We start from the raw sequence: 13,877 nt of genomic DNA, 5'->3' as shown, positions 1-13,877 counted from the left end.
TATCGCACGCAAGCTGACTCCTCAGCTTGACAACACCGACACATCTTCTGAATTTGGGATGGCGGAGAATTTCTAGCGGGACCGGAGGTGTCACGCCGGTATAGGAAGGCAACCTGCTGCTCATCTGCTCACTCAAACACACGCAGTTAATCACAGCCTCAGAGAGGCGGCGGATTAGCGTGATATTCGTATTGAGTGATAGGCAAAGTTTTCCATGTCTGGAACGAATAGGGAACAATCTTTCGACTGTCAAGATCAAAAATGTCTTTTTGGGACAGCAAGCGAAACTGCCATGATGACATGGGCAATCCACAGAGGGCGACCTAAGCGTTGCGTAGCGAGGGCAGCTCTCTTCAAACGGTCTCCGGGAAATCCTGTCCGGCTTAAAAAGATGTAGTCCTCTCTATTGAAAAAGACCCAGTATTAGTAGTTGTAGATAGTTGACTTTGAGGTCGGCAATTGCAATCCCAGATGCGGGGAAAATATTGAGGCTGCGTTCTTAAGTGCCTTGGGGATACAGCATTCAATGTCGGTTTTGCTACGAACAATCTCGGCGTTTCCAACAGGTCGCACAACCAGCGAGCTTTTTTCGCTTCTCAACATCGATTTCGACCCCCGCAAACGCACGGAGATCTATGCGGAGCTTTCATCTCTTAGCGAAGCAGGGAAAGTCAGCAAAGGGCGTGATGGGCGTTGGAGGCCTGTCGCCACTTCCAAAAAGACAACTGCTGCTGCACCCCACGGCAAAAGCACCGAGACAGCTGCCGAGGATAAGCTTCTCCGTCCTGTTCACGCCACAGTTCGTACCTCTGCAGCCAAACCAACTGAGCTGGCGACTTCAGAAACCGCTGTCTCGTTCGACCCGAATGCACTCCTTCGATATTATCGTTCTGCGCTGAGATCCGATCCCCGCGGAGCAATTACGCAAGTTGAAGACCGGCACGCAGTCTCTTGGCAATTGTTTACATGCCTTGGCCCTCTGACGCCTGTTGAGGGAGAAGTTGTTACTATCTCGATCCCCTTGGAAGAACTGCCGGATGAATTCCGCAAAGCCCTCGTCAAGCGAGAAGCCAACGAACAAACATTGGCTGTCGGCTGGCCTATAAGTGTGAGCAAGAAGCAGGGCGTGCCGGTCGTTTGGCCGGTAGGGCTCATCAGCGCAGAATGGACGCGTACGCCGACGCACCTTGAGGTGTTTATCGATACAGATGATATTGTCGCCAATCCAGACTGGATCAAAGGGTCTGCTCGAAGCGCGAACTGGACAGAGACTGGACTTCGAGGAGTGTTCGCACAGTCGGAGGGCCTTGGGCTTCGGCAGGACGAGTTCTTGGCGCGGCTCAAGGAGGCCTTCGCTGGGATGTTTCGCGGGACCGTATCCGGTCAGCAGATGCGGATCGAGGTGGACCCCAACAATGTCGGTATTCACGATATCGCAGCGCTGTTTCTTCCGACCGACACCACTTTCAACGCTGGCGCCGTCCGAGATCTGGATAACATAGCGTCCTGGCCCCAAGAGAGACTGGCTACCACGGCTCTTGCGCCGATTCTTGGCTTGGAAGCACCGGCACCAACGAGAGCAACGCCAGTTATCAATACTGGCGATCTGAACAAAGAGCAGATTGATGCCGTCCGGCAATCCTTGTCTTCTCCGCTGACGGTTGTAACAGGGCCCCCGGGGACGGGTAAAAGTCAGGCGATCGTCTCAATCGCCGCCTCGGTTCTCGCCGATGGTGGCAGCGTTCTCGTCGCTTCAAAGAACCATCAGGCACTTGATGCTGTAGAAAGCCGACTGGGTGGTATCGCGCCAAAATCACCATTCCTGGTCAGGACGCTCGATCCAAATCGAGATATTGACCAGTCATTCGACGAGGTCCTCGTGCAGCTCATCGGCGAGCCGACTAAGGGCGCGGCTGAACCCGACGTCATCCTGCGCTCGAAGCTTTCGTCACTCGCTCAGATCCGGACCCGCGTCTTGGACCAGATTGACGAGCAGTCTCGTATCCACAGCGCCATCGCTGAACTTTTGGAGCGTATCGAGGCCGAAAAAGCTGAGGTGGTCGAGCCTTCCACTGCAATTGAGGAGCCTGTCCAGCAAGGGACCCTAAGTCGTTTGATCGGCACGTTTTTGAGAGCGATAGGGTTGCGCAGGAGTTCGCTGGGCACCGGTTATGTCGGAGAATCTGCAGTCCTCATCACGCTGAAGAGGCGCTTGGAGCAACTGCGCTCGGACTTGGCCAAGATCGAGATTAAAGGCGATCCTGTCGCGATCACGCGAGAAATCGGTGAGCTTTCTCGTGAGTTCCTACCACGGGTCCTGGCCATGGCGGTCAACCTCACCGAGACAGACCGGCGTCGTTTGGGCGAGGAACTGGCTAACCTTCAACTGGCACAGAGTTCTGGTCCATTGCCGCAGTCGCTTGCTGGAGACGTAGTCGGCCACCGTCCGCTCTGGTTGGTTTCTGTCCTTGGAGCCGCCAAGCGCGTTCCGCTCTCCGAGAGCCTGTTCGATCTGGCCATTTTCGACGAAGCGAGCCAGTGCGATATCGCCTCTGCATTACCGATCTTCGCCCGCGCAAAGCGAGCGGTCGTCGTTGGAGACAATCGGCAACTCTCATTTATCAGCCAGCTTGGCATCGCCCACGATAGAAATCTGATGCAGGCGCAGAACCTTCCCATCGGCAAGATGGGGCGGTTCGCTCAGAGCCGCCGATCACTTTTCGATCTGGCCGATCTGACACCTGGCGCGTCGAAGGTCATGCTCCGAGACCAATATAGATCGGCGGCAGATATTGTCGGCTATATCAATGAGCACTTTTATGGTGGGCAGCTGCGCGTCGCAGGTTATCAAGACAAACTGAAGGTTCCGAAGGGTGGGAAACCCGGAATCGAATGGTCCGATGTGCCTGCTCCGACCGCTCCAATGGTAGGAAATGTAAATAGTGCAGAAGTGGCGGCAATCACGAAACACCTCAAGTTTCTACTCGAAGACCAGGCTTATTCCGGGTCGATTGGCGTGATCTCTCCATTTAGGCCACAGGTATACGCATTGGAGCAAGCGATCTCGGCATCGCTGCGTCCCGAGTTGACTGAGAAAGCTGAGCTTCGAGTGGGTACCGTCGATAGTTTCCAAGGGCAGGAGCGAGACCTGATCTTGTTTTCAACGTGCCTTGGGCATTCGAGTGCGACCAGTGCCGTGACCTTCGTCCAGAAAGACTGGCGTCGCCTGAACGTCGCGATTAGCCGGGCGAGGGCCGTGGCGCATGTTTTCGGCGACCTTTCGTATGCGAGGTCTGGAAAGGTGAGAAGCCTACAAAGGTTGGCCGCCGCCGCGACGGAGCCGAGGGGCCGAGTAGGTGAAGGCACTTTTGACAGTAGTTGGGAACGTATCGTTGACGCCGCGCTTCGCAAACGTGGCTTCAATCCAATTCCTCAGTTTGAAGTCGCCGGCCGCCGTCTGGATTTCGCACTTTTCGGCAGTGGCAACATCAAACTCGCTCTGGAAGTCGATGGTCGCCACTGGCATTCCGATACTGACGGGAAAAGAAAACTCGCCGACTATTGGCGCGACCACCAGATGCAATCACTGGGCTGGACGGTCCAGCGGTTTTGGGTGGATGAACTAGAAAGAGACCTGGAGAAATGCATTGACCGCGTCGCAGAACAGCTTTCCTAAATCGCGCCGCTACACCTACGTCGCCTTAGCCCTTGGGCTGATTTCAGCGGTGGCGGTGTGCGTAGCGCTCGTCCAAGTCAATGCTTTGGAGCGTGACTATGGTACGGTCCGGTCCGATATCTTGCGGTTTAACAGCGAACGGCAGGAAGCTCTCGGCCGACGCGACGGCCTTCTTTCAGAGATTTCTCAGCGCAGCGTCGAAGCTGATAGTTTTCGCAAGACCATCGCCGACTTGACAGCCGACCGTGAGCGTCTGGCAGCGGAGATCAAGCAGCAGACTTCAACGCTCGCAGAGGGAGCAGAGAAGCTTCTAGCAAGTCAGTCGCAGGCACAACAGGCGGCGGATACGATTGCTGCGGCATCTCAGGCCGAGAAGACACTCGCGACGCTCCGCTCCCAAAGCGCCGACATCGAGAAGAAGATTTCTTCCGATCAGTCCAAAATCATTGACATCAATAACGATATCGCTGAAGCCGAGAGCAAAAAGCGGGCAGCTGATGATGCGCTCGCTTCTGTTGACAAGACGCGACAGGATCGAGACGCGGAGATTAAAAGGCTCAATGGCCAGATCAACGATCTTGACGACAAGCAGCGTCAGGTTGCGGATCTAACGGCTAAACAGGCCGGTTTGGCATCCCAGATTACCAAGATGACAAAGGACCTTGCCGATAAGCAGCGTGCTTCCCAGGATTTGGACGCCAGCATCGCCAAGCTCCAGGACGTTTCCGCAAAAGCCAAGGTTTCTGCTGCCAAGACCGACGCCGATATTGCTCGCCAGGAGAGCAATCGTGCTGACCTCGCCAAACAGGTCAGTGACCTCGAAACGAAAAAGGCCTCGCTCACCGGCGATCTCGCGGGCCTGACTGCCGCCGCTGGCCGTGCCCGAGAAGATGTGGCAGCTGCCGAGGGAAGGGGTAGGGCAGCGCAGGATGCGGTTTCAGAAGCAGAGAAGACGCTACCCACGCTCAAAGTTCAGTTGAGTGACGTCCAGGCGGATGTCGCGGCGTCTATTTCGAAGCGCGATAGTTTGAGCGCGGAATTAGCAATCCTTCTGGCGGCCAAGGCCAAATTTACTGCAGACAAGTCTGATGCTGATCGGGCTGCTTCGGAAAAAGCTACATTGGAGAAAGCGGTGTCCGATCTCGCCAACCGCCACACGGAGATGCGGAAAGAGTTGGAGCTGCGCCAAGCTGATCTCAACTCCACCAGAGCCGAACTTGCGGACTTGAACGGTCGAAAAGGCGTTCTGATCCAGGAGATAGCTGGCTTGAATGATGCCAAGGTACCAAAGGTGCTGGAACCGGTCACCGAGCCAGCCCCAGCCGATAACCAGCGCACTGAGCCCGCCCAACCAGCCACGCCGTAATCAGGAATCTCGAATATGCTAACCGGAAATATCTTGATCCTATTGTTTGCTGCCCTCGCTGTCATAGCCTTGATCTGCGTGCAAACGGGGTTTGCGGTTCTGCACGACCGCGCCGTGACGGCCGCCGGGCCGATGCGATCGCTGGAGTCGCTCGAGACATCTATTGCGGACAAACGCATGGCTTTGAGTGACATTGACAATGAGCTAGGCGAACGTCGGAAGGCTCTTGCGAACATCGCCGACGTACAGGCCGATTATGATGCCACGAAGCGTCAGCTCGACGAATTGAACGCCGAGTGGCTCCAGAAAAATGAACGGCGCGATGAAATCAGGGCAATTCGTGAAGAGATTGAAGCTGAAATCATAGAGAAGCATGCGATCGACGCGGAGCTTGCATCGGCTCGTGCCGATCTTGATGCGGTCCATGACCGTCTGGCCGCCGCCGAACGTCTGTTCGCCCTCAATGATGAGATGAAGCGAGAGCAGGTTACACTGGAGGCCAAGATTGCGGGAATGCGTTCGGAAGCAATGGAACTCAGTGAAGCTCAGGAACGTGTAAAGCGACTGGAAAACCAGGCTCACGAGTTGGGCCGCGATATCGCTCGGTCCGAAGGCCTTCAGCAGGCGACGTCTGCTCAGCTTGCTCAGGTCCAGGAGCTGCTAACCTCTGAGCGCCATGCGGCGGCCATTGCAAATACCGAATTTGCCCTAGCCTCTGCCCGAATTGCTGCTGCAGAAGAGCGTGCCAGAGCAATTGACAGCGAAATAGTGACCTTAGATCAGCGGCGTTCTTCGCTGATGGCTCAACTCGTACGAATGGAGGACGATGTCGCCGAGGCAACCGGAGACGCAGGGCAGAAGACTGAAGATGCTGTTGAGGAGCGATTGAAGGAGCTCAAGTCGTTGCCTCCAGTGCTCTCTCAGATGCAAAATTGGAAGAAAAGGGCAGCGGAAAACGAATCCGATGCCGTTCAACGCGTCTTACAGAGACTGGAGCAGAACGGGCTGCATTATGACCGTCGAACCGTGTACGCTTTTCACACTGCCATGAAAACCAATGACACGACACAGATGGCAGTTCTTGCCGGTATTTCCGGAACCGGTAAGAGCCAGCTACCCCGGCAATACGCGGCTGGCATGGGTATTGGGTTCTTGCAGGTCCCGGTTCAACCGCGCTGGGACAGCCCGCAAGACTTGATGGGCTTTTACAATTATATCGAGAAGAGATACCGACCAACTGATATGGCTCGGGCGCTATTCCACCTCGATTTTTTGAATAACGAAAACAGCAAGTTCAAGGATCAGATGATGATGATCTTGTTGGACGAAATGAACCTCGCGCGTGTCGAATACTACTTCTCTGATTTTCTGAGCCGTCTCGAAAGCCGTCCTCCTGCAGCCCGGGTGAGCGACAAGTCTCTTCGTAAGGACGCGGAGATCGAGCTTGAAATCCCCATGCCCAAGGGCATGGATGCGCCTCGGATCTTTCCCGGATACAATCTCCTCTTTGCAGGAACTATGAACGAGGATGAAAGCACTCAGTCACTTTCGGACAAGGTGGTTGATCGCGCTAACGTGCTCCGGTTTCCCGCTCCAAAGACCATCCGTACAACCGCTCAGAGCGGGGTGATAACCGAGCCAGAGGCGCTGTCCGCGGAACGTTGGCGCTCTTGGGTCAAATCAGTATCGTCCGTTGAAAGCGATCAGGTCGTCACCGATTGTGTCGATCGAATGGTTGGTCTCATGAAGGGGTTTAAGCGACCCTTTGGCCACCGCTTAGGCCGAGCTATCATGGGATACGTGGCCAATTATTCTTCATTCGACCGTGCGCAAGATCCTCGCGTACCATTGGCGGATCAGGTTGAAATGCGTTTGCTGCCAAAGTTGCGCGGTATCGAGGTCGAAGACGGCAACGACCACGCGTTTTCTGAACTGGTGAGCTTCGTTGGGGACACGTTGCGAGATGACCATCTTGCCATAGCAATTGAAGAGTCGATCCGTTCGGCGAAAGAGGGATCGGGTCAGTTCGTGTGGAATGGGGTTTCACGCTGATGCTTCATCTCGGGAGGCCGTGGGATCGGAGGGCGTTAAAGGACACGAGTTTCGGACCCGATGATTGTCTGGTGAGCGAAGTTCGCGGTGAGCTTGGCCGCGGTGGCGGCCACTCTCGACTCATGTTTGGTCGATACCAGGACGGACCGGTTGAGCTTGTTCTCCATCCATACCCGAAGACGGCGAATGCTCAACGCCCCAATCGCGTGGGGTTCCCGGTACGACCTCGTGGCGTTAAGGAACATGAAACACCTGATGATGTCAGGGCGAGGGAACTGCTCCGCCGGATGAATGAGGTTTTGGCACGGGTGCAAGAACTTGGAGAAGCTCTTGAGGACCCGCTGCATGTATGGCCACGTCTTCGCGAAGCATGGGAACGTGCCGAGAACGAAGACGATCCCCGAATGGCCGAGATCGTTCGTCAAGCCCAAGACCTTCTTCCCAGGCTGAAAGCTTTGGAGCCACGTATAAGACGCGTACTCCGCCGCACGAGGGAGCTAACTTCCCTTGATCGCGTCCAGGAAATGGATCGAGCATCGATGCGATGGCTTGTTCGGCAGCCAGGCCGCACTATCGCTGAGCGGGCGGGCACCAGCCAACGAATTCTAGCCACGGTAAGACGCGAGAATTTTGATACGCCAGAAAACCGGGTCCTCCATGCCTATTCTCGTCTAGCGTTTCAGGTTTCTCGAGAGTGGTTGCAGGAGCACCCCCGTGCGAAACATAGCCGTCGGTACGGGCAGGTCGAGCAGTTCGGTCGCTTTTGCAAGGCGTTCGCCCAGATGCTGGTGGACCTTGAAGTCAGCATTGCAGATGTCGGCGTTGTTCCAAACTATGTTCTTATGCAAGACGTCAGCTACAATGCCATTTACGGAGCATGGCGTCGCCTCCTCGAAGAGGACAAAGTTCTCGACGATCTTTGGGCGTGGCAAGCTGAAACATGGACCGATTTCTCCGTGCTCGCCGTGGTGCTCGCTCTGAGCGAGCTTGAAGAGGCTGAACTAGTCGTACAGTCGCCTATCGTCTGGCGGTCGGAGGCGTCGCTCGGTAGATGGTTCGAGCAAGATCGTCCTATTGCTGTTTTTTGGTTAAAAAACACTGGTCGCATTGTCGAAGTCCAGTCGAGGCCTGAAGCCCCTGGCCGGATGCTTGCACTTACCCGAGCTCATGTCTCCTTGCGGATCACTGATGTTGAGAAGGGTGGTATGCCAAGACGGGTCGCCGTGTGGACACCTCATGCCATGAGACGCCTGGACCTCCGAGATGCTGCGGAGCGAGCGAACGAGCGTTTAGTAGAAATACAGGCTCTCGGTCAGACAGAGGTTCTTCGTGATGGGCTGATCTTGACGCCCTCTCATGGTCAATATGAAGCCTGTGTATCTATGGGCACTCGCACCCGTGTTAGTGGAATAGCATTTGAGGCATCTGGCGATGGCTTGCGGCAAGGTCTCGATGCAATCCGAGTGTTTGCGCGTAGCGAAATATACGCGTCCGCCCCATGAGAAAGGTGTGCGGATACGATTTGAATGGGTGGCGTGATAGCGCGGCGAGAAATTGGATAATCGAGTCAGATGGCGAAGAGAGGGAGGTCCCGAGTTCGCTAATAGAGGGCGGGATTTTCGGTGTCGTTGTTGAAACAAGTGCAAAGGCCGATGGTGGTCTGGTTGGAGGAGCTCAGGCGTCGATTTCCCCCCACGGTCTTGGCGCGGGTTGGGGGTTGGTCGGCGAAGCGGGGAAGCGGATAAGAGTCGTCGACATACTTCGAGATAATGCATCCGTACCTCACTTGGTTGCAGCGCTGAAAGGAATGTCCGCCGGCGCGAGCTTCGGCGTCGCTAGCCTTGATGATTGCGCGGATACGGGCGAACTACTACAGGAGCGCCTTCTTATCTCTCTTCGGAAAGCAAAAGTATCAACCCCATTGTTGGTCTGGCGATCTGTCTTAGCGACCATTTACGCGATCGACACCGGCGTCGTCGGTGAAGGCCAAATGGTCGGAATCATTTCTCAAACTGCCGACGGCATCACTCTTCAGAAATTGAGGGTTCGACGTGAAAGAAGCCACGGCGAAACCGTCTTGGCACCTGAGCGTCGTTCGACCGGAATATTGATCCGTTCTGAATGGGGATATCGTGGACTTTCGACTAAAGCGAGGGCCGCCGTAATTGATGCCTCGTCGTCCGATCTTACAGGCCATCTGGAGTGGGCAAAATCAAACGGTCGTCTTGCACTTGGCTTACATTCGGAACCAGAGGTTCTCCGTCAAGGCAATGGCGATTGGCAAGTGATAAACGTTCAAGAAACGCTTGATCTTCAGGGAATAGCTGGACTCGACGATCTTCGGGAAACTTTGACAGAGTGCGACGTGATCCTTGTTGAAACACTGACTGACGGAACCGTGCGAGAGGCGTTCCATTCAGCTATGGTTTCCAGCACGGGGCGAAATGTTGTTCTTTTGCCGGTCGAAGCAATAGCTACGGGCGCTCTTTCGGCTGCACGCCGCTTGAGCAAACGTGATCCAATTTACTTCGACTTCCTGCCGCAGATATCAACTCTTGTTCAGAGGCGGGATGCTGTCGAGAATTATGACCTAGTGGCTTCTGAGGAAACCCTTCCGGCGGGAGAAGTCTATCGGAGTTCCAAGCCGGCTAAGCTGGCCATCCAATCGGGACAAGATCGTTTCTCGATTTTTCTGAGAAAAGAAACCGCCGAGCGTCCTCGTAAGGCAGAAGTTAACATCGGCGTGAAAGTCGATGAAACAGTGCCGGTCGACCTCTGGGTAGAGCAAAGTCCGGCTTCTGGCCGAGCGAAAATTGTCGTTCATTCTCGGAGGTTTGGCCATCAGTTCCAAGTGGATTGGAATGCCGCTGTTGAGTTGGATCAAACTTGGGAAGCTTTGATTGAAGGATTTCAAAGACCAGCGCCTACAATTCCAGGGAGGTTGGTTCTGGCCTGCGGAATCGACGCATGGAATGATAGTCCCCGGGGAGCAGGGCTTTTCACGCTACTTGAAAAGAACGTCGAAGTCGCCGTAGTTGATTGGAATGGACTTGCAAATCGGTTGTCGGCGCGACCCGGCGGCAAATATGCTATTTCGAGCGACGGTGTACTCCCGACCGGCGTGGGCCCAGGTGCTATTGCGAAATTGGAGCGCTTAGTCGAGCGAGCGCTTGAAGACGTCCGACGCGGGTTGAGCGGAGCGTCCGTCGGAACTCAGTCAATTCGGTTTCTGACGTGGCAGTTCCGCCGTTGTCCTTCTGAGGTATCGGGATGGCTGCTGGAAGCGTGGGAAAAAGAGGTCCGGGGGCATCCCATATTTACAACAGGTCCGAGTTGGAAACTTGCTTATCAGGGTCTAGGCCGCGTAGCCGGTAGCCAGAATTTTGAACTGCAAGCAATTCACAAAATCTTGGGCAAAAGGATCGATTTTTGGAAATGGCAGAAAGAGACGGCTGCCATGGCGTTTTTGCTCTCACGATCTGACACCGCACCCAAGCTTCTAACGCGAAAGGACGTCGAGCGTATTGCAAAGCGTGTTCTTCGAGAATTCGAAGAGAACATGGGCTCTACGTATACTCGGTTTCAGTACGCACCTATGCTGTTGGTAGGGCTGCTCCGATGGAGGGCTGTTGAGCCATTTGCGCTAGTGGAGGGTCAAGATCCGGTAGCGGACAAGTTAGTTCGAGCTGTGGAGAAAACCATCCTAGATTTGAAAGATAAAGACCGAGTACGGGCACAAGCAAAATACGGTATTATCTTAAATCAGGTGCTCGAAGAACTTCGCGGTGAAGGTTCAAATCCAGAACTGCTATTGGATATCTATGGCGGAGCCGACGGGGATAATTGATCTCCCGCCCGCCTGTAACAATCGACAGAGATATAATGACAACATACTTGCTTAAGCTGAACTGCGAAATGCATTTTGGGGGTGCAAATCCTCGACCAAAGTCGGCTTTGGAGTGGGAGGGTGCAACTATCCGTTTCCCAACTCCCCGCATGATTAGCGGAAGTTCAGGTCGAGCGGTCCGACCGGGCGACAAGCTCATCATATGGACGCATGAAGATCCTGCCTTCGGGTTTGGCACCGGCCTTACCGCCGAGGCTGTTGCGGGGAGTGTAACTGCAGATCAGGACGAGACAATCGCCGTTTTGACGCAAGTGGCACTATTAAAACCCCATTATCAGCTCCGAGGCTGGCCTGGCGGCTCATCGGGAAGCTCGGTCATTGACCATATCCTTAGTCATCGCCATTTGCGAAGTTACGAGTTGGATAATTCTGAGCTAGAAGAATTTCGACGAGTTGTGTCCGAATTCATGGCGAAGAAAAACGATTTGCTTTCGACCACTGCATACATGTCCGACGAGCAAATGGCTCTGGTTTCCGACGAAGCGGCCGTCCTAGCTGGGTTTGAGCGTCGGTTCGTTAGGCTAGAGCTTAGGCCAGAACAGGCCCAGTTTCGAGCTGCATTAATCAAGCAGTACAAAGGGCGTTGCGTTGTCAGCGGATGCAGAGTGCAGCAGGTATTACAAGCTGCTCATATCATCCCATTCTCCGAGAATGTTGCGCTGCGAAACGATATCCGTAATGGCTTGCTTCTAAGATCGGACTTACACGCGCTGTTTGATAAGCTCTTGCTTTCAATCCATCCGAAAACAGGTTTAGTAGAACTTTCTCCAGATTTGATCAGCAGTTCGTACAAAACCTTTCAAGGACGGCAGGTCCAGCACTCTGCCTCGCGCGTTTTTCTTAAAACGCAGCATCAGCTCTTTATAGCCACGCTACCTTCCTCTTCACGCGCACGCAGTCACAGTTTTATTGGTTGAATTTCGAAGTGCAAGTGGTTCAACGCTCGCGTGCCATATCTCTGCGGCCGGGTCATATAGTCCAGGGAGCGGGTAGCATTCATTTATGAGCATGAAGTCACTGACGTTCATTGTCGCAATCGGCAAACGACGCACAATCGCAGCTGCGGCGATATGAAGATCCTGCCCCGCGCGAAATTTTCCTCTTCCTGACTGGTTTAGCCCTTGTAGCCGAGGGTCAACAGAAAGAATTCCCCAAATCTCACTTATTTCCCAATCCGTTTCGACGAACGGAATTCCTGCCTTTACGAGCTTGTGGTACCAAGCGGTCAGCTGCACAGCTTTCAGCGGGTTAACCGAACACACTTTGGTTATGCCTGCCTGCAGCTCCATCAGTGCGCCTGCAGGCATGAAGTAGTTCTCAGCGGTGGCGAGAAACCTCATAACTGCCTCTCGCGGTCGGGGCAGGGACGATTCACTGAGTACGCACGTATCAAGCAGGAATGCTGTTTTCATTTTACGGCCCTCTGGCAAAAGGCTGCGGCAGAATGGTTAAGGTAAGGTTAACGACGGGTTGAGTGTCGTTTGCGTATCGTAGTGATGGCATAGGACTGTCAATTGCCCCGACTCTGCTGTAAAGGAAAATGCGGGAAAACAAGGCAAGCGAAAAAAATCGTGTCCTCTAAGGAAATTTTTGAAATTCCAGTTGAAGACAAGGACCTCAGTAGCTTCGTTCGTAAGCTTATTGATGCTGGACAACTGCGTGTACGCGTTGCTGGTGAGATTTACAGTTTGAAGGCAACAGCCGAAGCAGTCTCGCCTAGCGGAAGAGCCTTCCTGACCAGCAATCGCGACGGTGCGCTTTAGCAATTAAATTAGTCTTCGCACGCGGCCAAACTTGACACGTCGAAGAAATGACCTGACGCTGAAGATCCCGCTACAGGTTTTGTATGAAATGGTCTCCAGTTTGAGTGTCGCACCCCAGTGCGAATATTCGGTATTTGACGCCTCTTTGCATTGGGAGGGTAATGAGCCCGTCCTGAAGTTTCGATTAATGGTTCGCGGAATAACGGTCGAAGCTTTTGAAGCCGTTACCAACGACGGTGAACTCATTGAACCATTGAGGAGCAAGATCATCGGACCTTTCGGTCGACTTGATGATGGACTTGCGGACCGCGTTAGAGCAACGCTGGAAAAAATTTGTTTTTACGACTTGCAGGCAATTAATAGCGATTTCTATTATTCAGATCCAGATGGATGATAGAGGATGCTCACTTGCAGCGGGTCTCCGGATCTCGGACTTAACTTCCTACAGAGCAAGTTCGTTGCAAAACGCTCGATCAACTAGATCGTTTAGCCGCCGGCGCAGTGCGCTAGTTGACGTTTATTCCCCGTCGGCGCGGTTTTAAAATGGAGATAAACTTCATAAATCGTTCTTATATACCGAGCACCCAATTGACCCTTTCATTTCATCGTTGGACAATTTTCTCATCGCTTTAAAACGTCGAGCTATGATGCAAAACTCTATTGATCAACAAACAGAACGCTGGGCTCTTGAGGAGATAGTGCGTCAAACGGCAGACGCGATCATTGCTGGACAGCTTTCCCCGCTGACACCATCTCATGCACTCATAAATATATATAAAAGAGAATTACGCAATGCCGCGCAGGCCACGGCAGTGATGGCACAAGCTTGCAGAGTTGCAGCGTAACCGATGTTCCACCCCCACGTTGCTCACTACCGCCTGATCTGTGATCGAGTTTTCATGGACGAGCGATAAGGAGTTTCTCCATGGACACTACATTGGAGGTTCTCACGACGCGGCGGAGCGGACGTGAGGCGCATCGTCAATGGTCAGATGAGGTCAAGGCACGGATAGTGTCGGAGAGTTTGCGACCAGGTGTGACGGTGAATGAGGTCGCGGCCCGCCACGGGCTGAAGGCCAACCACCTATCGACCTGGCGAACACTGGCACGAGA

General features: G+C 54.0%; 9 protein-coding genes. 8 read left to right on the top strand and 1 reads right to left on the bottom strand.

The window, feature by feature from the left end:
* Positions 1-526 precede the first annotated feature (526 nt).
* From DSM25558_RS25780 to DSM25558_RS29530, 6 genes are all read left to right on the top strand, one after another.
* Positions 527-3,676, top strand: a complete 3,150-nt coding sequence (locus tag DSM25558_RS25780; RefSeq protein WP_077107486.1) for an AAA domain-containing protein — start codon at positions 527-529, stop codon at positions 3,674-3,676.
* The gene (locus DSM25558_RS25775; protein ID WP_077107485.1) at positions 3,648-5,042 is read left to right on the top strand and encodes a coiled-coil domain-containing protein; all 1,395 of its coding nucleotides are present in this window, start codon (positions 3,648-3,650) and stop codon (positions 5,040-5,042) included. The genes DSM25558_RS25780 and DSM25558_RS25775 overlap by 29 nt, the downstream gene beginning before the upstream one ends.
* 15 nt (positions 5,043-5,057) lie before the next feature.
* Positions 5,058-7,094 carry a chromosome segregation ATPase-like protein gene (locus DSM25558_RS25770; RefSeq protein ID WP_200800802.1) on the top strand — a complete coding sequence of 679 codons (2,037 nt, stop codon included), beginning with the start codon at positions 5,058-5,060 and terminating at the stop codon, positions 7,092-7,094.
* 71 nt (positions 7,095-7,165) lie between these two features.
* Complete coding sequence (locus tag DSM25558_RS25765; RefSeq protein WP_244554317.1) at positions 7,166-8,596, top strand: DUF2357 domain-containing protein; 1,431 nt, start codon at positions 7,166-7,168, stop codon at positions 8,594-8,596.
* 215 nt (positions 8,597-8,811) lie between these two features.
* Positions 8,812-10,941: a hypothetical protein gene (locus DSM25558_RS25760; RefSeq protein WP_244554316.1), complete on the top strand. Its 2,130-nt coding sequence runs from the start codon at positions 8,812-8,814 to the stop codon at positions 10,939-10,941.
* A 47-nt stretch (positions 10,942-10,988) separates the two neighbouring features.
* A complete protein-coding gene (locus DSM25558_RS29530; RefSeq protein ID WP_244554315.1) occupies positions 10,989-11,918 on the top strand; it encodes an HNH endonuclease in 930 nt (309 codons plus the stop codon).
* Here the strand turns inward: DSM25558_RS29530 and DSM25558_RS25750 are convergent.
* Positions 11,886-12,413: a PIN domain-containing protein gene (locus DSM25558_RS25750; RefSeq protein ID WP_077107482.1), complete on the bottom strand. Its 528-nt coding sequence runs from the start codon at positions 12,411-12,413 to the stop codon at positions 11,886-11,888. The two genes, DSM25558_RS29530 and DSM25558_RS25750, sit on opposite strands and share 33 nt — an antisense overlap.
* A 382-nt stretch (positions 12,414-12,795) precedes the next feature.
* Here DSM25558_RS25750 and DSM25558_RS28665 point away from each other — a divergent pair, with 382 nt between their 5' ends.
* Entirely contained in the window at positions 12,796-13,158 is a 363-nt protein-coding gene (locus DSM25558_RS28665) for a hypothetical protein (RefSeq protein WP_143240249.1), read from the top strand.
* Positions 13,159-13,689: 531 nt separating this feature from the next.
* On the top strand, positions 13,690-13,877 hold a 188-nt coding region (locus DSM25558_RS25735), incomplete at its 3' end, for a transposase (RefSeq protein ID WP_143240248.1).

It is taken from the genome of Agrobacterium sp. DSM 25558 (genome assembly GCF_900100825.1).
GTDB lineage: Bacteria > Pseudomonadota > Alphaproteobacteria > Rhizobiales > Rhizobiaceae > Agrobacterium.
This window is presented reverse-complemented; position numbering and strand designations above follow the sequence as displayed.